Source organism: Streptomyces sp. NPDC001514, assembly GCF_053597075.1.
The window spans coordinates 30,645-52,118 of the sequence record NZ_JBSFHO010000028.1 but is presented as its reverse complement, the minus strand read 5'-3'; the positions used below and the strand labels follow the sequence as shown (position 1 = coordinate 52,118).

Sequence of the window (21,474 nt, the reverse complement as noted above, 5' to 3'; positions counted from 1 at the left end):
ACGGATACCGGGTCACCCGGGCCGACATCCGGCCCCGGTAACCCGGTATCCGGCCCGGGGGCGGCGGCCCATCCGCGCGGCAGGAGCCGCCGCCCTGTCCCGCGGGAGAGAATGGGCCCGTGAGTACGACCAGCCCTGCTGCAGGCCTTCCCGCACCCGACCAGTCCGCCCGGCTCCGCGAGGCCCTTCTCGTCGCCGAGTTCACCGCCGACGGACTGCTCGACCTGCTCGGTGCGCCCGCCTATGCGGCGCTCGCCCGCAGCGAGACCGTGCCCGCGCTGCGGGCCACCCGCGGGGACTCCCCGCTGGAGACGCTCGTACGGCTGTTCCTCCTCCAGCAGACGGTGTCGTACGAGCACGCTCGCGCGGCCCTGCCGCTGGACGAGGCGCTCGCCGACGGCTGGGTGGCCAAGGACGGCGACGGCGTACGCGCGACGGTCGACGTCCGGCCGTACGGCGGGCCCGAGGGCCAGGACTGGTTCATCGTCTCCGATCTGGGCTGCGCGGTCGGCGGCGCCGGCGGGGCGAGCGGCCGCGAAGAGGGCGTGGTGCTCGGCGTCGGCGGCGCGTCCACCACACTCGCCGGCATCACCGTCCGTACGCCGGTGTCCTCCGCCCTCGACGTCGGCACGGGCTCCGGGATCCAGGCGCTGCACGCCACCCAGCACGCGACCCGCGTCACGGCGACCGATCTGAATCCCCGGGCGCTGGCGTTCACCCGCCTCACGCTCGCGCTGTCGGGGGCGCCCGAGGCCGATCTGCGGGAGGGTTCGCTCTTCGCGCCGGTCGAGTCGGAGACGTACGACCTGATCGTGTCCAATCCCCCCTTCGTCATCTCTCCCGGCGCCCGGCTGACGTACCGGGACGGCGGGATGGGCGGGGACGATCTTTGCCGCTCGCTCGTTCAGCAGTCGGGGGAGCGGCTGAACGAAGGGGGGTTCGCGCAGTTCCTCGCCAACTGGCAGCACGTGGAGGGCGAGGACTGGCAGGAGCGGGTGCGCTCCTGGGTGCCGCGCGGCTGTGACGCCTGGATCGTGCAGCGCGAGGTGCAGGACGTGACGCAGTACGCCGAGCTGTGGCTCCGGGACAGCGGTGACCACCGCACCGCTCCGGAGGAGTACGCGGCGCGGTACGACGCGTGGCTGGACGAGTTCGAGGCGCGCGGGACCAAAGCGGTCGGCTTCGGCTGGATCACGCTCCGCAAGTCCGGGGCGGAGCAGCCGTCGATCGTCGTGGAGGAGTGGCCGCACCCCGTGGAACAGCCCCTCGGCGAGACCGTACGGGCCCACTTCGAGCGCCAGGACTATCTGCGCACGCATGACGACGCGGCGCTGCTCGCCGGCGCCTTCGTGCTCGCCCCGGAGGTCATGCAGGAGCAGGTCGGCCTGCCGGGCGCGGAGGACCCCGAGCACGTCGTGCTGCGGCAGAACCGCGGTATGCGCCGCGCCACGAAGGTCGACCATGTCGGCGCGGGCTTCGCCGGGGTGTGTGACGGCACGCTCAGCGCCGGGCGGATCCTCGACGCGATCGCCCAGCTCGTCGGGGAGGATCCCGTGCTGCTGCGCGACCGCACGCCACAGGCGATCAGGCTGCTCGTGGAGGAGGGCTTCCTGGAGCCGGTGGCGGCTCGCGGATAGTCCGCTCACAGTTCGTGTCGTGTGGTTCACCGACAGCTCGTGCAAGGTTCCCTGGTGCTCGCTGACGACGGGGCGGCGGCCCCTGGCCAAGACTTCCCGTGTGAATCTGGCCATTGTTCGTACCGCGGTGCAGTGCGGTGCGGTGTGGTGCACGCCATGCCTGCGGAGAGGGCTCGACCGGCGCCGCCCGGGTGAACCCTCATCGCGTTCACCCGGAATTCGCGTGGGCGACGCCCAGGGGTGTCAGCCTCGCTCCCTGGGGGCGTCCCGGGACCGGGCCGAGGAGTGGGAGACGCGCATGGAGAGCGGGCCGGCGATCTTCGCGGGAACGGCATTCGCGCTGTTCGGAGCCGCACTGCTGGTGTGGACAGGGGCGCGCGTCCTGCACCGCGCACCGGTCGCCCACGGAGCGAATCCCGCCGCTGCCGCCACTCTCACCGCGATCTTCGGCGCCGTTTTCCTCGTCGCCGGCGTCTGGTGTTTCAGCCGCGTCTGACGAGCAAAGGACGAACGTCCGAGGAGCGCCCGAGCCGCCGCACGCGTCGCGAACCAGCCACACTCCGACCGGCACGCCCTGAGGCCGGCGTGGGAGTCCGGGCGGCAGGAATGCCTGGAGTCGGGTTACCGTTCGAGTGGCCGTTGCGAGCTTTTGCCGTTTGACACGGGGGCGGGTTGTACCGTCACACTCCGCAGCGACAGCAGTGGCAGTGCGGCCCGTACGCCGTACGCCGTGCGCGTATGTGCCCACCGAGCGTCGACCGGAGAGAAGAGCGAAGTTGTCCCCGACCAGCGAGACCGCACAGGGCGGCCGCCGACTCGTCATCGTCGAGTCGCCTGCCAAGGCGAAGACGATCAAGGGCTATCTCGGCCCCGGCTATGTCGTCGAGGCGAGCGTCGGGCACATCCGCGACCTCCCGAACGGGGCCGCCGAGGTCCCCGAGAAGTACACCGGCGAGGTCCGTCGCCTCGGCGTGGACGTCGAGCACGACTTCCAGCCCATCTATGTCGTCAACGCCGACAAGAGGGCCCAGGTCAGAAAGCTCAAGGAGCAGCTCGCCGAGTCCGACGAGCTCTACCTCGCCACCGATGAGGACCGCGAGGGCGAGGCCATCGCCTGGCACCTCCTCGAAGTCCTCAAGCCCAAGGTCCCCGTCCACCGGATGGTCTTCCACGAGATCACCAAGGACGCGATCCGCGAGGCCGTCGCCAACCCGCGCGAGCTCAACAAGCGCATGGTCGACGCCCAGGAGACCCGCCGCATCCTCGACCGCCTCTACGGCTACGAGGTCTCGCCGGTCCTCTGGAAGAAGGTCATGCCGCGACTGTCGGCCGGCCGCGTCCAGTCCGTGGCCACCCGTCTCGTCGTCGAGCGCGAGCGCGAGCGCATCGCCTTCCGCTCCGCCGAGTACTGGGACCTGACCGGCACGTTCTCCACCGGCCGCGCCGGTGACGCCTCCGATCCCGCTGCCTTCACCGCGCGCCTGACCACGGTCGACGGACAGCGCGTCGCCCAGGGCCGCGATTTCGGACCGGACGGCCGGCTCAAGTCCGCCCAGGTGCTCCACCTCGACGAGACGAACGCGCTGGCCCTCAAGGCCGCCCTCGAGAACGCGTCGTTCGCGGTCCGCTCGGTCGAGTCGAAGCCCTACCGTCGCTCGCCGTACGCCCCGTTCCGTACGACGACCCTCCAGCAGGAGGCCTCGCGCAAGCTCGGCTTCGGGGCCAAGGCCACGATGCAGGTCGCGCAGAAGCTGTACGAGAACGGCTTCATCACCTATATGCGTACGGACTCGACCACGCTCTCGGACACCGCCGTCGCGGCGGCCCGGGCGCAGGTCACGCAGCTGTACGGCGCCGACTACCTGCCGGAGAAGCCGCGCACGTACGCCGGGAAGGTCAAGAACGCGCAGGAGGCGCACGAGGCGATCCGCCCCTCGGGTGATCGTTTCCGTACGCCGGCCGAGACCGGACTGACCGGCGACCAGTTCCGCCTGTACGAGCTGATCTGGAAGCGGACCGTCGCCTCCCAGATGAAGGACGCGGTCGGCAACTCCGTCACCGTCAAGATCGGTGGCGTCGGCTCCGACGGCCGGGACGCCGAGTTCAGCGCGTCCGGCAAGACGATCACGTTCCACGGCTTCATGAAGGCGTACGTCGAGGGCGCGGACGACCCGAACGCCGAGCTCGACGACCGCGAGCGCCGCCTCCCGCAGGTCGCCGAGGGCGACCGGCTCGCCGCCGAGGAGATCACGGCGGACGGCCACGCGACCAAGCCGCCGGCCCGGTACACCGAGGCGACGCTGGTCAAGGAGCTGGAAGAGCGCGAGATCGGCCGCCCGTCGACGTACGCGTCGATCATCGGGACCATTCTCGACCGGGGCTATGTCTTCAAGAAGGGCACCGCCCTCGTCCCGTCGTTCCTCTCCTTCGCCGTGGTCAACCTGCTGGAGAAGCACTTCGGCCGGCTCGTCGACTACGACTTCACCGCCAAGATGGAGGACGACCTCGACCGCATCGCGCGGGGCGAGGCCCAGGCGGTGCCGTGGCTGAAGCGTTTCTACTTCGGTGAGGGCACCGGTGAGGGCGGTGCTGCCGAGGCCGGGAACGGCGACGGCGACCACCTCGGCGGCCTCAAGGAGCTCGTCACCGACCTCGGTGCGATCGACGCCCGCGAGATCTCGTCCTTCCCCGTCGGCAACGACATCGTGCTGCGCGTCGGCCGCTACGGCCCGTACGTCGAGCGTGGCGAGAAGGAGTCGGAGGGCCACCAGCGCGCCGACGTCCCCGCCGACCTTGCACCCGACGAGCTGACCGTCGAGCTCGCGGAGGAGCTGCTCGCCAAGCCGAGCGGCGACTTCGAGCTGGGCGCGGACCCGGTCACCGGCCACCAGATCGTCGCCAAGGACGGGCGCTACGGCCCGTACGTGACCGAGATCCTGCCCGAGGGCACGCCGAAGACCGGCAAGAACGCCGTGAAGCCGCGGACCGCGTCGCTCTTCAAGTCGATGTCGCTCGACACGGTGACCCTGGAGGACGCGCTCAAGCTGATGTCCCTGCCGCGCATCGTCGGCAAGGACGCCGAAGGCGTCGAGATCACCGCGCAGAACGGCCGCTACGGGCCGTATCTGAAGAAGGGCACGGACTCGCGCTCGCTGGAGAACGAGGAGCAGCTCTTCACCATCACGCTGGAAGAGGCGCTGGCGATCTACGCCCAGCCGAAGCAGCGCGGGCGGGCCGCCGCCAAGCCGCCGCTGAAGGAGCTCGGCACGGACCCGGTGAGCGAGCGTCCGGTCGTGGTGAAGGACGGCCGCTTCGGTCCGTACGTCACCGACGGCGAGACCAACGCGACCCTGCGGACCGGCGACAGCGTGGAGGAGATCACGCCGGAGCGCGGCTACGAGCTGCTCGCCGAGAAGCGCGCCAAGGGTCCGGCGAAGAAGACCGCCAAGAAGGCTCCCGCGAAGAAGGCGGCGGCCAAGAAGACGGCGGCGAAGAAGACGACGACGGCCAAGAAGACCGCCGCGAAGAAGACGACGACGGCCGCCAAGAAGACGACGGCGAAGAAGACCGCCGCGACGGCGGCCGCGAAGAAGACGGCGACGCCGGACGAGTAGGACCGCGGCCGACAAGTAGTCGGGAGTCGGAAGAGCAGAAGGAGGAGGGGCCCACGAGGTGGCCCCTCCTCCTCGTTGTCGCCGCCCATTTGTTCGGGCTCGGCCTCCGGGGAGTCACCCGCTCCGGATAGGCTGGGCGGATGACGCGAGCCGAGCAGCCAACGGCCCCGAGCCCCACCTCACCCCCCGACGGCCTTGCCGCGGACTCACGCGAGCGCGCCGTACGGTCACTCCTGCGCGTCCCCGCGCTGCGGCGCCTGTGGGAAGCGCAGCTCGTAGGCGGCATCGGGGATGCCCTCGCGCTGCTGGTGCTGGTGCTGCTGGCACTGCAGGCGGCGGTCACGGAGGGGGCCTTCGGCGGGGGGTACCGGGGCGCGGCGTTCGCCGTCGCCGCCGTGTTCGGTGCCCGCGTCCTCGCCACGCTGCTCTTCGGAGCCGTGCTCCTCGGTCCGCTCACCGCACTGACCGCGCCCAGCGGCCCCTTCGACCGCCGATGGACGATGATCGGCGCGGACGCTGTCCGCATGGCGCTGCTCGTCATCGCCCCCCTGTGGATCGACTGGATCCCGGACGCCGCGCTGGCGTACCTGCTGGCCACCGTCTTCGTCATCGGTGTCGCCGAGCGGTTCTGGACGGTCGCCCGCGAGAGTGCCGCGCCCGCGCTGCTGCCGCCGCCGCCTCTGGAGGGCGCTGCGGTACGCCCGCTTCCGGATCAACAGGACGCACTGCGCAGGCTCTCCCTCCGCACGGCCTTCGCGGCCGTTCCGGCGGGGGCCGCCGCCCTGCTCGTCGCCACCCTGATCGGCAATCTGCTCGGTTCCGGCATCGAGTGGTTCTCGCTCCACCAGGCGGCCCTCGGCTCATATGTCGCGGCGGGTCTCTTCGCCGCGTCGATGTCCGTCCTGTACGCCGTCGAGCTGCCGGACGCGCAGACTCCGCGCCCCCGCTCCCCGCTCGAGGGCCTGCGCCGCCCGTCCACGGGCAGCGGTCTCGACAAGGGGCGTACGGGTGCGGTGCCGCTGCTGGTCCTGGCCTGCGCATCGGTCGCCGGAGCCATCGCTTCCGCCGCGGCCGTCGCCGTACTGCACGGCCGCGACCTGGGCGGCGGCCCGGCCACCTTCGCGCTGCTCGTGCTCGCGCTGACCGGCGGCACCGGGCTCGGGATCCGTAGGGCACAGGCCGTGCTGCCCGCGCTGTCGCGCCGCCGGCTCCTCGCCCTCGCGATCGCCGTCACCGGGATCGCGCTGCTGGCGCTGGGGCTCGTGCCGGACACGGCGACCGTGCTGTTCGTCGCGGTCGTCGCGGGCGTCGCGGCCGGTGTCGCCGCGCACACCGGGCACGCGCTGATCGACCTGGAGACCGAGGAGTACCGCCGGCCGCGGATCACCGAGCATCTGCAGGCCGTCGTCCGCGTCACGATCGCGCTCGGCGCGATCGCCGCCCCGCTGCTCGCCGCCGCCATCGGCCCGCACCGCCTCGCCAACGGTGACTTCGTCTTCGCGCACGGCGGCGCCGCCTTCACCCTGATGCTGGTCGGTGCGCTGCTGCTGCCCGTCGCGGTGATCGTCCTGGCCAAGACGGACGACCGCTCCGGCGTCCCGCTGCGCCGCGATCTGGCCGATGCGGTGCGCCGCGGCGCGGACCCGGCGCAGGCGCCGTCCGCGACCGGATTCTTCATTGCCGTCGAGGGTGGCGACGGGGCCGGCAAGTCCACGCAGGTGGACGCGCTCGCGGACTGGATCAGGGCCAAGGGCCACGAGGTCGTCGTCACGCGTGAGCCCGGTGCCACGCCTGTCGGCAAGCGGCTCCGGTCCATCCTGCTCGACGTCTCGTCGGCCGGTCTGTCCCACCGCGCGGAGGCGCTGCTGTACGCCGCCGACCGCGCCGAGCACGTCGACACGGTCGTACGCCCGGCGCTGGAGCGCGGCGCGATCGTCATCTCCGACCGCTACATCGACTCGTCGGTCGCGTACCAGGGGGCGGGGCGTGATCTGTCGCCGACGGAGATCGCCCGTATCTCTCGATGGGCGACGGACGGACTCGTTCCGCACCTGACGGTGCTGCTGGACGTCTCGCCCGAGACCGCGCGCGAGCGCTTCACGGAGGCGCCGGACCGGCTGGAGTCGGAGCCGGCGGAGTTCCACCAGCGGGTACGTGCCGGGTTCCTGACCATGGCAGCGGCCGACCCCACCCGCTATCTGGTGGTGGACGCCGGCCAGGACCCCGAGGCTGTGACCACGGTCGTACGGCACCGGCTCGACCAGATGCTGCCGCTCTCCGAGGCCGAGGTGAAGGCCCAGGAGGATGCGCGGAAGGCCGCCGAGGAGGCGGCCCGCCGCAAGGCCGAGGAGGAGGCCGCGCGGAAGGCGGAGGAGGAGCGCCTGGAGCGCGAGCGCCAGGAGCAGCTCGCCAAGCTGCGTGCCGAGGAGGAGGAACGCAAGCGCCGCGAGCTCGAGGAGGCGCGGCAGCGCGAGGCCGAACGGCAGGCGGAGGAGGCCCGGCAGCGCGCCGAGGAGGCACGTCGGCTGGCCGAGGAGGAGCGCCGTCGGCGCGAGGCCGAGGAGAAGATCCGCCGGGAGGAGGCGGAACGCCGTCGCCGTCAGGCCGAGGAAGAGGCGCGGCTGCGCGCGGAGGCCGAGGAGCGGCGCCGCGAGAAGCAGCGGAAGGCGGAGGAGGCCTTGCTGCGGGCCGAGGAGGCGCGCAGGGCGGCGGAGGCGGCGGCATCGGCTGCCGCTGCCGAGACCACTGTGCCCACGCCTGTGGTCGCGCCGGGTGCGGATGTGCCTGGTGCGGATGCGCCGGGTGCGAACGATGTGACGCAGACGGTGGAGACTCCGCGCCCGCGCATCGGCATGACGAAGCAGGACGACGAGACGACGGTCCTGCCGCAGGTTCCGGATGCGGCGGAGACGACGGTGCTGCCGCAGGTCCCCGACACGGCGGAGACGACGGTCCTGCCGCCGGTACGGGACGAGAGGGCCGGGGCTGCCGCTGACGAGACGGCCGTGCTGCCGCCGGTTCGTCCGGACGCCGGCGGGCCCGTGGATCGCGTGCCTCCGGGTATCTTCCGGGACGAGCAGCCCGCGAGCGAGGATGACCGCACGCGCGAGCTGCCGCAGGTCGACGAGCAGGGCCGCCCCCGGCGCCGCTCGGACTGGGCGGAGGAGACGCCGCTGGACGACCTGCCGACCCTGGCGGATGAGCTGCTCGGCCCGCATGACGATGACGACGACGAGGACGGTCGCCGGTACGGGAACAGGCGTTAGCCGCCGCGACGTGCTTGCGAGGCGACGGGCGTCGAACACCGTGCGCGACCGGGGCTGACCAGGGCTGACCAAGGCCCGAGCAGGGCCGACCAGGGCTGACCAGGGCCGACCAGGGTTTTCCACAGGGGGCAGGGGCTGTCGGACCCCTGCCTCACAATGGGAACCCGGTGCAACACCTCGTACGACGATGTCGGAAGGCGGTGACGGCTGCATGGCCGTGTGGGACGACCTGGTGGGGCAGGAGCGTGTCCAGGAGCAGCTCGCCGCCGCTGCCCGGGACGCCGACGCACTGGTCACGGCGGCAGCCGCGGGTGAGCAGCCGGCCGAGGCGTCCAAGATGACGCACGCCTGGCTGTTCACGGGCCCGCCCGGCTCGGGCCGCTCCACCGCCGCGCGGGCGTTTGCCGCCGCCCTTCAGTGCACGAGCCCGGACCGGGCCCTGGGCGGTGCGCCGGGCTGCGGATTCTGCGACGGCTGCCACACCAGCCTCGTCGGTACGCACGCGGACGTCGAGGTGGTCCGCACCGACCTGCTGTCGATCGGTGTGAAGGAGACCCGGGACCTGGTCCGTCGCGCCCAGCTGTCGCCTGCGGTCGGCCGCTGGCAGGTCATCGTCCTGGAGGACGCCGACCGGCTCACCGAGGGCGCGGGCAATGTCCTGCTGAAGGCCGTCGAGGAGCCCGCCCCGCGCACGGTCTGGCTGCTGTGCGCGCCGTCCCTGGAGGACGTGCTCCCGACGATCCGCTCCCGCTGCCGACACCTCACCCTGCGCACCCCGCCGGTCGCGGCCGTCGCGGACGTCCTGATCAGACGGGACGGCATCGAGCCCGAGGCGGCGACGGCCGCCGCCCGCGCCACCCAGGGCCATATCGGCCGGGCCCGCAGGCTCGCCACGGACGAGCGCGCCCGCGCCCGTCGTGCGGCCGTCCTCAAGCTGCCACTCCGGGTCGAGGACATCGGCGGCTGTCTCAGGTCCGCGCAGGAGCTGGTCGACGCCGCCGCGGAAGACGCCAAGGAGGTGTCGGAGGAGGTCGACGTCAAGGAGACCGAGGATCTCAGGGCCGCGCTGGGCGCGTCGGCGGGCGGCCGGATGCCCCGCGGCACGGCAGGGGCGATGAAGGAGCTGGAGGACCGGCAGAAGCGCCGCAAGACCCGCACCCAGCGGGACAGCCTCGACCTGGCGCTCACCGAGCTGACCGGGTTCTACCGTGATGTGCTCGCGCTGCAGCTGGGCTCCCGGGTCGCCCTTGCGAACGAGGACGTGCGGGACGCGCTCGACCGGGTCGCGCGGAGTTCCGGCCCGGAGCGGACCCTGCGCCGCATACAGGCGGTCCTGGCCTGCCGCGAGGCCCTGGACGCGAACGTGGCGCCGCTGCTGGCGGTGGAGGCGATGACGATGGCGCTCCGCGCGGGCTGAATCGGGATCCGGGACCGGACACGAATTCTGGAATCGCCCATACGGGTGCTAAGGGGCACGAACACCCGCTCGGCGGTTAGGCTCCAGGAATGGACATCAGGCAACGCCTCCGGACCTCCGCCCTCGCGTGCGTCGCGGCCGTCGGGATGCTCATCTCGGGTTGCAGCGGCGGCAGTTCATTCTCGGAGGCGTCCGCGCCGTCCGGGTCCTCGCTCGCGTCCTCACCGAGCGCGGTGCGGTCGGACGACCTGAAGCGGTACTACACGCAGCGGCTGACCTGGCGGGACTGCGGTGTGCCCGGCTTCCAGTGCGCCACGCTCAAGGCTCCGCTGGACTACGCGAAGCCGGACGGCCCCTCGGTCGACCTGGCCGTGGCCCGGGTGAAGGCGACGGGACCGGGCAAGCGGATCGGCTCGCTGCTGGTCAACCCGGGAGGGCCGGGCGGTTCGGCCGTCAGCTACCTCCAGGGGTACGCGGGTATGGGCTACCCCGCCCCGGTCCGGGCCCGGTACGACATGGTGGCCATCGACCCGCGCGGCGTGGCCCGCAGCGAGCCCGTCGAGTGCCTCGACGACAAGCAGATGGACACCTACACGGAGACCGACCAGACCCCCGACGACCAGGCCGAGGTCGCCAAGCTGAGCAAGGCGTTCAAGGGCTTCGCGAAGGGCTGCGAGAGCCGGTCCGCCACGGTGCTGCCGCATGTCTCCACCGAGGACGCAGCCCGCGACATGGACATCCTGCGGGCCGTACTGGGCGACGAGAAGCTGTCGTACGTCGGGGCTTCGTACGGCACGTTCCTGGGCGCGACGTACGCCGAGCTCTTCCCGGAGCATGTCGGCCGGCTCGTCCTGGACGGGGCGTTGGACCCCTCGCTCCCGGCCCGCCAGGTGAACCGCGACCAGACGGCGGGCTTCGAGACCGCCTTCAAGTCCTTCGCCGCCGACTGCGTAAAGCGCGCGCTCTGCCCGCTCGGTACCACCTCCCCCGAGGACGCGGCGACCCGGCTGAAGGACTTCTTCGCGAAGGTCGACGCCGACCCGGTCCCGACAGGCGAGAGCCGCCGGCTCACTGAGTCGCTGGCCACGACGGGCGTGATCGCCGCGATGTACGACGAGGGCGCCTGGCCGCAGCTCCGCGAAGCCCTGACCCAGGCCATGGCCGGCGACGGGTCCGGGCTGCTGGCGCTGTCCGACTCGTACTACGAGCGGGAGCCCGACGGGAAGTACACGAACCTGATGTACGCCAACGCCGCCGTGAACTGCCTCGACGCGCCGCCCGCCTTCAAGACCCCCGGCGAAGCCGATGCCGCCGTCGCCGACTTCGAAAAGGCGTCCCCGGTCTTCGGCAAGGGCTTTGCCTGGGCCGCCCTGAACTGCGCCTACTGGCCCGTCCCGGCCACCGGCTCCCCCCACCGCATCGAGGCGAAGGGAGCCGCCCCGATCCTGGTCGTCGGCACGACCCGCGACCCGGCCACCCCGTACAAGTGGGCGCAGTCCCTGGCGGACCAGCTGTCCTCCGGGACGCTGCTCACGTACGACGGCGACGGCCACACGGCGTACGGCCGTGGGAGTGACTGCATCGACACGGCGATCAACACCTACCTCCTGGACGGCACACCCCCGCCTGCGAACAAGCGCTGCACATGACCGATGACGCCGACCGCGGGCGGGCGCACGGGTGATCGCCGGGCTGGTCAGGGGCACCCGGATTAACCCTGTAGACTTAGCGCCGCTGCTGATGCGAGCCTGCTCCTGCGGGAACAGGTACATCCGCAGCTTGCCGCCTTAGCTCAGTTGGCCAGAGCAACGCACTCGTAATGCGTAGGTCTCGGGTTCGAATCCCGAAGGCGGCTCACCTGAAACCCCAGGTCGGAAGCTTCTCCGACCTGGGGTTTTGTCGTTCAGCGGATGTGGCGACGGCAGCGGGAGCGGGCCGCGCGGGTGTCGGCGGTCTCAGTTCTGGTATCCCGCCACCCCGACAGAGAAGCACCAGGTCCCTGAGTGGTTTCCGGGGGCTCTTGGGAGAGTCCGTGCGCGCGGTGGCCACGGCCTTGGCCAACAGCGGGGCGAGGCGGTACTGGCGGCGGATCTGCCCGACGACCTCGTGACTGGTCGCCGACAGGTCCTCGGCGATCTGTGCGCAGATCCGGGCGACGGCCTGCCCGGCGACGTCCGAGAGCTGCGCTGAGATCAAGGTTCGTCGATTCCACAAATTTGAGCCCAGTGTTTCCGGCTTTTCGCCGTAGCTTCGCGTGATGCCGTAGGGAAAAACTTGAAGTGCCGGATGAAAGGTGCGAAAGCGCCCCGCCGGAAATGAGGTCAGGCATATCGGGCGACTACACCGCTGGCGCGTCCACTGCCCTAGTGACCACCTGTGGGGGCGAGCTCAGCGCGATCAACGTGATCGCCGCGGCGTACGCCAGACACATGCCGCATCAGGGCCCGCGATACCGCTCGAGCCGGTGCCCACGCGGGAATCGCCGACGTCACAAGAGAAGGAAAGACACTTTCATGGATCGGAAACTCGAAAGGCTGACGCGCTTCGGCGCGGTCTGCGGCGTCCTGTTCGGACTGTCGCTGGGCGTGGCCGGCACGATTGAGGCGTTTACCGGGGAGACCGCCGCAACCAGTTTCATCGTCGGCCTCGGGGTCGCGGGCTTCGGCGTACCGGCGCTCTTCGCGTTCCATCTCCGCCAGGCCGACGCCTCCGGCCGCTTCGGAGCGGTCGCCGCCGCTGCCAACATCGTCGGCCTCGGGCTGTTCGCCGGGGCCTCGTTCGCGTACAACGTGGTTCTGTTCTTCGTCGAACCAGCCCTCTTCGAAACCGTGCTTGACGGGCCGTCGATGTGGGCGATCGCCGGAGGAGGGACGATCTTCATCATCGGAACCCTGCTGTTCGGAATCTCCATGGCACGCACGGGCGTGCTCCCGCGGCTCGCCGCTGTGGGTTACACCATCACGCTGGTCCTGCTCGCCCTGCTCGGTAACTTGCCCGACTCCGTGCTCAGCAGCGCGAACCACGTAGCCGCCTGCGTCTCGCTCATATTCCTGTCCCGCTCCGTCTGGCGCGCAAGCTCGACTCCGTGAACCCCGGTCCTGTGTAACCGGTTTGAGCGCGACCCCGACCCACTCGGCCCCACCGACTCCGCGGGCGCTCACCTTCCGTCTGCACCTCCCCCGCCGGCACCACCGCTGACGGATGGCGTCGTCCGGTGAACCGGCGACACGGTCCACGATGTCGGGCCAGCGGGCTGAGAGCTCCCTGGGTGGCCGGCATTGGCTGCCAAGGGGCTCGTCCAGGGGTTTGCCCGTACGGCCCCGCGCCTCAGGCCGTACCCCGTCAGGGCTGAGGCGGACAGGCACATGACGTCAGTCCGTCTGATAGAGGCGGAGTGCGACCAGGGATGCGACGAGTCCGTCGCCGCTGCGCGGATCGAATCCAGTGAGTTCGTTCCACCGGCTGAGCCGGTAGGACAGCGAGTTCGGGTGCAGGTGCAGCGCGCGGGCCGCCGCGGCCACCGACAGGCCGTGGTCGGCGAATGCGACGACGGCCTCGGCCAGGTGGCCGTCCGTGCGCGCGGTGGCCACGGCCTTGGTGAACAGCGGGGCAAGTCGGGTGGCCTGCCCGCCGAGGCCGGCGGTGAGCCAGGCGTCGGCGAAGCGTACGACGCGGTGCTGCCCGCCCGTCTGGGAAAGCGCCTGGGTCGCGTCGGTGATGCTGTCCGCCGCCCCGGCCAGGGCGGGCCGCGGCAGGCCGATGCCCACCGCGGCGCCGGGCCCTGACGGCGAGATCGTCTTGGCGGCCGCGACGACCGTGTCCGGGTCGTGCCGCTGGCCCAGGACGAGGAGCCGGGTGCCGGCGGTGGCGCAGTGGAGTACGCCCGGCAGGGTGGTCAGCCAGTGCCGCAGTTGTTCGGTGTCGTCGTCCGGCCATTCCTCGGCCGGAAGGCACAGCGCCTGGAATTCGCCGTCCGGTTCGTAGCCGAGCGCCCGGGCCAGGGTGGCCGTCGGCTCCAACTGGACGGGATCGGCGGTGAGCTCGGCGAACAGCCGGTGGGCGAGCGTGGCCCGGGTCACCTCGGTGCGCCGCAGTTCCTCGTTGTAGGCCACGGACGCGTTGCCCATGAGGACCCGGAACCAGGTCCACATGAAGGCGACCAGATATGCCAGCTCCCCGACGTGCTCGGGTTCGTCGGCCGTGGCCTGCCGCAGGATCAAGTTCCAGGCCTCGCGGCAGGTGATGTGGTAGGCCCCGAGCAGCAGTTCGATGGGCAGGCCCTGCTGGGCGCGCCGCCGGCCGAGTTCCCGGGCGTGCGCGATGTGCTCGTCCTGCGGCGGGCTCTGCTCGGCGATGCCGGCCAGCAGCATGCGGCCCTGGTACAGCACGAACTGGCGGTGTTCCTCCGCAGGCACGACGGCGTAGTCGGGGATCTCGGTCCGGATCCGCCTGACGATCTCGTGACTGGTCGCCGGCAGGTCCTCGGCGATCTGTGCGCAGATCCGGGCGACGGCCTGCCGGGCCGCGTCCGAGAGCGGCGTCGATAGATCAGGATTCGTCGATTCCACAAATTAGAGCCTATCAATTCCGGCTTTTCGTCGTAGCTTCGCCGGGGCCGTGGTGAAAAGCTCGAAGTGCAGGCGCACCCACCGGAAATCGAGGTCAGACATGTCGGGCGACTACACCGTTGGCGACTACCTTCTTGCCAGGCTCGCCGAGATCGGCGTCCGACACCTGTTCGGGGTGCCGGGCGACTACAACATGGAGTTCCTCGATCACGTCGTCGACCACGACAGGATCAGCTGGGTCGGCAACGCCAACGAGCTCAACGCGGCCTACGCGGCCGACGGCTACGCCCGCGTCAACGGGGCCGGCGCCCTGGTGACCACCTACGGGGTGGGCGAGCTCAGCGCGATCAACGGGATCGCCGGCGCCTACGCCGAATACGTGCCGGTGATCCACATCGTCGGCGCACCGTCCACGGCGGCGCAGCAGGCCGGAGCCCTGCTTCACCACACCCTCGGTGACGGCGACTACCGGCATTTCGTCCGGGCGCACGCCGAGGTCACCGTGGCCCAGGCGTACCTGGGTGCGGGCAATGCGATCGCCGAGATCGACCGGGTGCTGGCCACCAGTCAACGGGAACGTCGTCCCGGCTACCTGGCGCTGCCCACGGACGTGGCGGCGAGTCCGGCCGAGCCGCCGGCGGGGGCGCTGATCGTGCCGGAGCCGGAGGCCTCGGCCCAGGTGCTGGCCCGGTTCACCGACGCCGCGCGCACCATGCTGGCCGGGGCCGGCACGCTGGGTGTGCTTGCCGACTTCCTGGTCGACCGGTTCAGTGTGCGGACCGAGTTGGCCGAGCTGGTCGCCGCCGGCGAGATCCCGAACGCGACGCTGTCCATGGGCAAAGGTGTGCTCGACGAGAGCGCCCCGAGCTTCGTCGGCACCTACAGCGGCGTCTTCAGCGCGAAGCGGGTGCTCGCCGCCGTCGAGGATGCCGATGTGCTGCTGTCGGTGGGTGTGCGGTTCAGCGACAGCACCACCGCATTCACTCACCGTATCGATCCGGACCGGACCATCGACGTGCAGCCCTTCGCCACCTCCATCGGCGACCGGGTGTTCGCGCCCTTGCCGATACGCGACGCGGTCCGTGCGCTGACCGCGGTGGTGGCCGAGTCCGGCCGGTCGTGGGCACGCTCGGATCTTCCGCCGGTTCCGGCCGGTGACCTGGCCGGCGACGCGTCCTCCGACACTACGGACAGTCTGCGCCAGGCACAGTTGTGGCCTGCGATCCAGGCGTTCCTGCAGCCGGGCGACATCGTGCTCGCCGACCTCGGCACCTCGCTCTTCGGGGCGCAGGCGATGCGGCTGCCGGCCGGCGCGACGTTCATCGGCCAGCGGCTGTGGGCCTCCATCGGATACACCCTCCCGGCGACCCTCGGCGCGCAACTCGCGGCCCCCGGGCGGCGCACGATCCTGCTCATCGGGGACGGCTCCGCGCAGGTGACCGCTCAGGAGATCGGCACCCTTCTGCGGGAAGGCTGCACGCCGATCGTGCTGCTGATCAACAACGGCCGCTACACCATCGAAAACGCACTTCACGGTAGGGAGCGGCGCTACAACGACATTCCCCAGTGGAACTGGACGCTGCTCCCGGCGGCCATGGGGGGCGAGTCGGCGACCACCATGCGGGCGAGCACGCCGGCCGAGCTGAGCACGGCACTTGCCCGCGCCGCCGATCCGGCCGACCTGGTGCTGCTGGAGGCCGTGGTGCCCGCATCAGACCTCCCTGAGGTGCTGCTGCGGGCCACGGCCCACTCACTCTCCGAGGCCCACGCCGAGGTCGTCGGCCCGTCCCGCTGACCCCGACGGCACCCGGGCCCGCTGGGCGGCAGCAATCGCCTCGGCCGGCCCAAGCAGCGCATCACAGGGGGACACGGAAAGGACGATCAATGGACAGTTCAACGGGAACGGCATTGGCCGCGACTCAAACGGCCTTCCACATGGCAGGCGCGGCGATAGCCCTGCTCGATGCGGAGGGGACGGTGGTCGGGTGGACGGAGGCCGCCCAACGGCTTGTCGGCTACGCGGCCGCGGAAGTGGTGGGCCGGTCCGGTTCCGTCCTGCTGGCGGCTGCCGAAGACCAGGCGAAGATACCGGCAGTTGTGGAGCAGAGCAGCGCCGGGGGCCGCTGGTCCGGCTTCGGCAACCTCCGCCACCGCGACGGGCGCAAGGTCGACGTACGCCTGAGCGTGTCGTCGCTGTCCGGGCAGGACGGCCGGGCCCGGTGGGTCGTATCGGCGATCGACAACGTCACGTATGCCTCGCGGGGTGCGGACGGATCAGCGGTGCAGTCGCTCCGGGCCGCGCTGAACCTCCAGAGCCACGTGCCGATCGGCGTCGTGATACGCGACTCCGAGTTGCGTTGCACCTGGGTCAACGACACACAGGGCCTCAAGGACGGCATCCCTCGCCAGGAACGGTTCGGGCGCACGCTGGTGGAGGCGGCCCCCGGTCCGGAGGCGAAGACTCTCGAGGCGCTGATGCAGCAGGTGCTGGAGAGCGGGGTCCCGGCGATCCACACGGAATACCGGGCCTTCCAGCCGGTCCATGGACGCGGGAAACGTACGTTGGCTGCGTCCCTCTTCCGTCTTGACGACGGGCATGGCCGTGCGCTGGGCCTGTGCGCCGTGAGCATGGATGTCACCGACAGCGAGCGGGCTCGCGAGCGGCTGGCGATCCTGGGTGAGGCCAGCAAGAACATCGGAACGACCCTGGACGTCATGCGCACCGGGCAGGAACTCGCCGACCTCGCGGTGCCGTTCCTCGCGGACTTCGTCACCGTCGATCTGGTGGAGTCGGTTCCGCTCGGCGAGGAGCCCCTGGCCCACATCGGGCCGAAGGACGGAGACATCCCCGCCTTCAGCCGCGCGGGCGTGGCCTCGATCCATCAGGAGGTCCCGGAGTCCCTATTCGTGCGGGGAGAGCCGGTCCTCCTTTCGCCGGCCTCGCCCTTCAACGGCGTCCTGCGCTCCGGGAAGCCGCACTTCGAGCCGATGCTGGACACCTCACCGGGCACTTGGGTGGACCGGCAACCCTTGGCCCGGGTGCGGAAGATCCACGAGCACGGGATGCACTCCTTCATGGTCGTGCCGATCCATGCGCGGGGCGCCCTGCTGGGCGTGGCGACGTTCGGACGCACGGAAAACAACCTGCCGTTCGAGGAGGACGACCTGCTCCTGGCCGAGGAACTCGTCAGCTGGGCCGCACTGTCCTTGGACAACGCCCGCCGGTACGCGCGCGAACGTACCGCGGCCCTCGCTCTCCAGCGTCACCTGCTGCCCCAGCGCGCCTCCGGCGGATCCGCCGCCGACGTGGCCTGGCGCTACCTGCCGGCGGACGACCACCACGGCGTCGGGGGCGACTGGTTCGATGTCATCCCGCTGCCCGGGGCCCGGATCGCCCTGGTCGTCGGCGACGTGGTCGGGCACGGCATCAACGCGGCGGCGACCATGGGCAGACTCCGCACCGCCGTGCGCACGCTGACCGACATGGATGTACCTCCCGACCAACTGCTGACCCAGCTCGACGAGCTGGTCCTGCGCCTTCTCGACGAAGAAGCCGACCCCCGTGGCCAGGCCACCGCGACCACGGGAGCCACGTGTCTGTACGCCGTCTACGACCCCGTCACCCGGGAGTGCACCATCGCCCGCGCCGGCCATCCGCCGCCCGCGATCGTCGACCCGCACGGCGGCGTCACCTTTCCCGAACTGCCTGCCGGAGCCCCGCTCGGTGTTGGCATGGTCCCGTTCGAGTCCGTCACCCTGGAACTGCCCGAGGACAGTGTGATCGCCCTCTACACCGACGGCCTGATCGAGAACCGCGACCACGACATCGACGTCGGCATGGACCGCCTGGCCACCGCCCTGGCACGTCCCGGTCTCCCGCTGGAGGGCCTCTGCTCGTCCGCGATGGACATGCTGCCCACCAGGGCACCGAGCGACGATGTCACCCTCCTCCTCGCACGGACCCGCTCGCTCGGCCCGAGGCAGGCCGTCTCCTGGCACCTGCCAGGCCGACCCGGCCTTGGTAGGCCACGCCCGCACCCTGGCCACCCGCCAACTGGACCAGTGGGGACTGGAGCACCTTGTCGACTCCACGGAACTGATCGTCAGCGAGCTGGTCACCAACGCCATCCGCCACGGCAACGGGGTGCGCGACGGCCGGGGCATGGTCGGCCTGCGCCTCATCCGGCACGAGATGCTGACCTGCGAGGTCTCCGACACCAGCGACAGCCACCCACGCCTGCGCCACCCCCGCACCACCGACGAGAACGGCCGCGGCCTCCACCTCGTGTCGAAGCTGTCCCGCCGATGGGGAACCCGCTGCACACGGGACGGCAAACTCATCTGGTCCGAACAGCAACTCGCACCCAGCGCATGAGGCGCGGTCGCACGTTGCCCCAGCGGCCTCCAAGGCCTGACTGGGCCAGGAGGTCGACCGCATCCATGCCGTATGTCTCCTGTGGCCCACAGCACGGCTGCGAGGGTCTTGACGCTCGTTGACTCGGAAGTAAGCATTCCGCTTATCGTTCGGCATTGTCGAACCAAGATCGGCTCGCCGCCAGGGAAAGGTTCCACTTCCATGCGCCTGAGATTCCCCCGCCGGGTTCTGGCCGCTGCCACCACCGCAGCGGCCCTCGCCTTCATGGGCACTGCCGGTCCCGCCCATGCCGATGTGACGGACCTCCCGCCGGCCGGGGCCAACGACTGGTCCTGCAAGCCGGATGCGGCGCATCCCCAGCCCGTGGTCCTGGTCAACGGCACCTTCAAGACCATGGCCGAGAACTGGGCCACGCTCTCGCCGCAGCTCGCGCAGGCGGGCTACTGCGTGTTCGCCTTCAACTACGGCACTGCCGCCACCGAGCCGATCCCCGACTCGGCGGCCGAGCTGCGCGACTTCGTCGGTGCCGTACTCGGTGCCACCGGAGCGAGCAAGGTGGACATCGTCGGCCACAGCCAGGGCGGGATGATGCCCCGCTACTACGTCAAGTTCCTCGGTGGCGCGACCAAGGTGGACGACCTGGTCGGCATCGTGCCGTCCAACCACGGCACCTCGAACCCGCTGGCCCTCGCTGCCGGAGCCACCGTCTGCCCTTCATGCGTCGACCAGACCGCCGGTTCCGATCTCCTCCAGAAGCTCAACACCGACCCCGAAGCCCCGGTCGGTCCGCACTACACGCAGATCGCCACGAGGTACGACGAGGTCGTGGTTCCGTACACCAGCTCGTTCCTGACGGGGCGCGATACACAGGTGACCAACGTCCCGCTCCAGGACACGTGCCCGCTCTCCGTCACCGAGCACGACCAGGCCCCCAAGGACCAGGTCGTCGCGCAGTGGGTGAGCAACGCCCTCGGGCGCAAGGGCCCCGCCGACCCGGGATTCCAGCCGGACTGCGGCGTGTGACCGGAAGCCGGTCAGCAGGACCGGCTCCACAAGGACCAGGCCCTGAGCGTGTTGTCCGGATCCGTCTCCCCGCGGGACCGGATGCCGGAGGACCTCAAGGGCGTGGAGCGCCTCGGCATTGCGCCCGCCGCCGCCCTGCAGTCGATCCGTCAGACGAACGCGAGCTTGGCGCCGAGCGCCGCGAACGCGGCCGCGAACACCCGGCGCATCCAGGTCAGTACCGGCGGGTGCGAGATCACGCGGTGCCTGACGGTGGCGGCGAACTTTCCGTACGCGGCGAAGACGACGAACGTGAGCAGCATGAAGACGGCGCTCAGCTCGATCATGCGGGGGAGCGTGTCCGGTTCGCCGGGGGTGACGAACTGGGGGAGGAACGCGAAGAAGAAGAGGGTCAGCTTCGGATTGAGGATGTTGATCAGAACGGCGGAGAGGATCACCCTGGCCGCGGAGCGGGGAGCGGCGTCCTCGGGGGCGGTGAGCGCGCCCTTGTCGCGCAGGGTGCTCCACGCCATGAAGAGGAGATAGGCCACACCCAGGTACTTGAGGATCTGGAAGGCCGTCGCGCTGGTGTGGAGAAGCGCCGCGAGGCCGGTGATCGCGGCGACCATGTGCGGAACGATGCCGAGGGTGCACCCGATCGCGGCCACACAGCCGGCGCGGGCGCCGCGCGAGAGGCCGGCGGCGATCGTGTAGAGGGCGCCCGTGCCGGGGGTGGCCACGACGACGAGCGAGGTCAGCAGGAACTCGAGGCTCAGGTGCATGTCCTGACCCTGCGCCCGTTAATGGTCCGCCCACCAGGTCCAAACCGGGCCGGGCCGACAGATCCATAAGGCCTCGCAGGCTCCTCGACGAATCCGTCTGAAACATTCGTCCCTGCCCAGCGCGTCAGTGGGGTGTAGGCCGGCGGCGACAGCCGACAGTCGGCAGGGGCGGGCAGCGAGGTGGGGGCCGGGGTGGGGACGAGAAGGTCCAGGGCGGATGAGTTCCTGGAGTTCGCGGCCGGGCGCACGGGGCATCTGTACCGCTCCGCGTGCCTGCTCACCAGCGGAGACACTCACCTCGCCGAGGATCTGGTGCAGGACACGCTCGGGCGGATGTACGCCCTGTGGGGCCGGATGTCCCGGATCGACAACCCCGCGGCGTATGCCCAGACCGTGCTCGTACGCACCTTCCTCACCCAGCGGCGGCGGCGCTCCGCGACCGAGCGGCCCCTCGGGGAGCTGCCCGACACGACCCCCGTCGCGGGCGAGGACGATCCGGCGCTGCGGGTGGCGCTGCTCGGCGCGCTGGCGCGGCTGGCGCCCAAGGACCGGGCGGTCGTGGTGCTGCGGTACTGGGAGGACCGCAGCGTCGAGGAGACCGCCGACGCGTTGCACGTGAGTTCGGCGGCCGTACGCACCCGGTCCGTACGGGCACTGGCGAAGCTGCGGGAGCAGCTCGGCGGCAGCATCACCGAGTTCGCCGCCCGCTGACCCGTACCCCTGCTCGTACCCGACCCCGGCCCCGAACCGTGACCCGATCCGTACCCGTACGAGCCCTTACGACGACTTCCATGACCAGGAATGGGTGATTGG

General features: G+C 70.9%; 13 protein-coding genes, 1 tRNA gene and 1 pseudogene. 13 read left to right on the top strand and 2 right to left on the bottom strand.

Annotated elements, in window-relative coordinates; translation table 11 throughout:
- Positions 1-119 precede the first annotated feature (119 nt).
- The 8 genes from ACWCXB_RS25985 to ACWCXB_RS25950 all read left to right on the top strand — a co-directional run bounded on the left by ACWCXB_RS25985 (position 120) and on the right by ACWCXB_RS25950 (position 13,023).
- Positions 120-1,637: a DUF7059 domain-containing protein gene (locus ACWCXB_RS25985; RefSeq protein WP_450725983.1), complete on the top strand. Its 1,518-nt coding sequence runs from the start codon at positions 120-122 to the stop codon at positions 1,635-1,637.
- 298 nt (positions 1,638-1,935) lie between these two features.
- A complete protein-coding gene (locus ACWCXB_RS25980) occupies positions 1,936-2,133 on the top strand; it encodes a hypothetical protein (RefSeq protein WP_450725982.1) in 198 nt (65 codons plus the stop codon).
- 280 nt (positions 2,134-2,413) lie between these two features.
- Positions 2,414-5,251 carry a type I DNA topoisomerase gene (gene topA, locus ACWCXB_RS25975; protein WP_450725980.1) on the top strand — a complete coding sequence of 946 codons (2,838 nt, stop codon included), beginning with the start codon at positions 2,414-2,416 and terminating at the stop codon, positions 5,249-5,251.
- A 140-nt stretch (positions 5,252-5,391) separates the two neighbouring features.
- A complete protein-coding gene (tmk, locus tag ACWCXB_RS25970) occupies positions 5,392-8,517 on the top strand; it encodes a dTMP kinase (RefSeq protein ID WP_450725978.1) in 3,126 nt (1,041 codons plus the stop codon).
- Between the two features lie 211 nt (positions 8,518-8,728).
- A complete protein-coding gene (locus tag ACWCXB_RS25965) occupies positions 8,729-9,934 on the top strand; it encodes a DNA polymerase III subunit delta' (RefSeq protein WP_450725977.1) in 1,206 nt (401 codons plus the stop codon).
- Between the two features lie 89 nt (positions 9,935-10,023).
- Positions 10,024-11,583, top strand: coding sequence for an alpha/beta hydrolase (locus tag ACWCXB_RS25960; protein ID WP_450725975.1), 1,560 nt, complete (start codon positions 10,024-10,026; stop codon positions 11,581-11,583).
- Positions 11,584-11,715: 132 nt separating this feature from the next.
- A tRNA-Thr gene (locus ACWCXB_RS25955) sits at positions 11,716-11,789 on the top strand.
- A 658-nt stretch (positions 11,790-12,447) separates the two neighbouring features.
- Entirely contained in the window at positions 12,448-13,023 is a 576-nt protein-coding gene (locus ACWCXB_RS25950) for a hypothetical protein (RefSeq protein WP_450725973.1), read from the top strand.
- 282 nt (positions 13,024-13,305) lie between these two features.
- On the opposite strand, the gene ACWCXB_RS25945 is transcribed toward ACWCXB_RS25950, so the two are convergent.
- Positions 13,306-14,502 carry a PucR family transcriptional regulator gene (locus ACWCXB_RS25945; protein WP_450725972.1) on the bottom strand — a complete coding sequence of 399 codons (1,197 nt, stop codon included), beginning with the start codon at positions 14,500-14,502 and terminating at the stop codon, positions 13,306-13,308.
- Between the two features lie 100 nt (positions 14,503-14,602).
- Between ACWCXB_RS25945 and ACWCXB_RS25940 the strand changes: the two genes are divergently transcribed.
- The 4 genes and pseudogenes from ACWCXB_RS25940 to ACWCXB_RS25925 all read left to right on the top strand — a co-directional run bounded on the left by ACWCXB_RS25940 (position 14,603) and on the right by ACWCXB_RS25925 (position 19,900).
- Positions 14,603-16,297 (top strand): alpha-keto acid decarboxylase family protein, encoded by a 1,695-nt coding sequence (locus tag ACWCXB_RS25940; protein WP_450725970.1) that lies wholly within the window; start codon positions 14,603-14,605, stop codon positions 16,295-16,297.
- An 89-nt stretch (positions 16,298-16,386) separates the two neighbouring features.
- Positions 16,387-18,405, top strand: a pseudogene (locus ACWCXB_RS25935) (SpoIIE family protein phosphatase); the annotation flags it as partial.
- Positions 18,406-18,439: 34 nt separating this feature from the next.
- Complete coding sequence (locus ACWCXB_RS25930; protein WP_450726052.1) at positions 18,440-18,877, top strand: ATP-binding protein; 438 nt, start codon at positions 18,440-18,442, stop codon at positions 18,875-18,877.
- Positions 18,878-19,078: 201 nt separating this feature from the next.
- Positions 19,079-19,900 carry an alpha/beta fold hydrolase gene (locus ACWCXB_RS25925; RefSeq protein WP_450725969.1) on the top strand — a complete coding sequence of 274 codons (822 nt, stop codon included), beginning with the start codon at positions 19,079-19,081 and terminating at the stop codon, positions 19,898-19,900.
- A 149-nt stretch (positions 19,901-20,049) separates the two neighbouring features.
- On the opposite strand, the gene ACWCXB_RS25920 is transcribed toward ACWCXB_RS25925, so the two are convergent.
- On the bottom strand, positions 20,050-20,655 hold the full coding sequence (locus ACWCXB_RS25920) for a LysE family translocator (protein WP_450726050.1): 606 nt from the start codon (positions 20,653-20,655) through the stop codon (positions 20,050-20,052).
- A gap of 198 nt (positions 20,656-20,853) precedes the next feature.
- Between ACWCXB_RS25920 and ACWCXB_RS25915 the strand changes: the two genes are divergently transcribed.
- Positions 20,854-21,372: a SigE family RNA polymerase sigma factor gene (locus ACWCXB_RS25915; RefSeq protein WP_450725967.1), complete on the top strand. Its 519-nt coding sequence runs from the start codon at positions 20,854-20,856 to the stop codon at positions 21,370-21,372.
- Positions 21,373-21,474 lie beyond the last annotated feature (102 nt).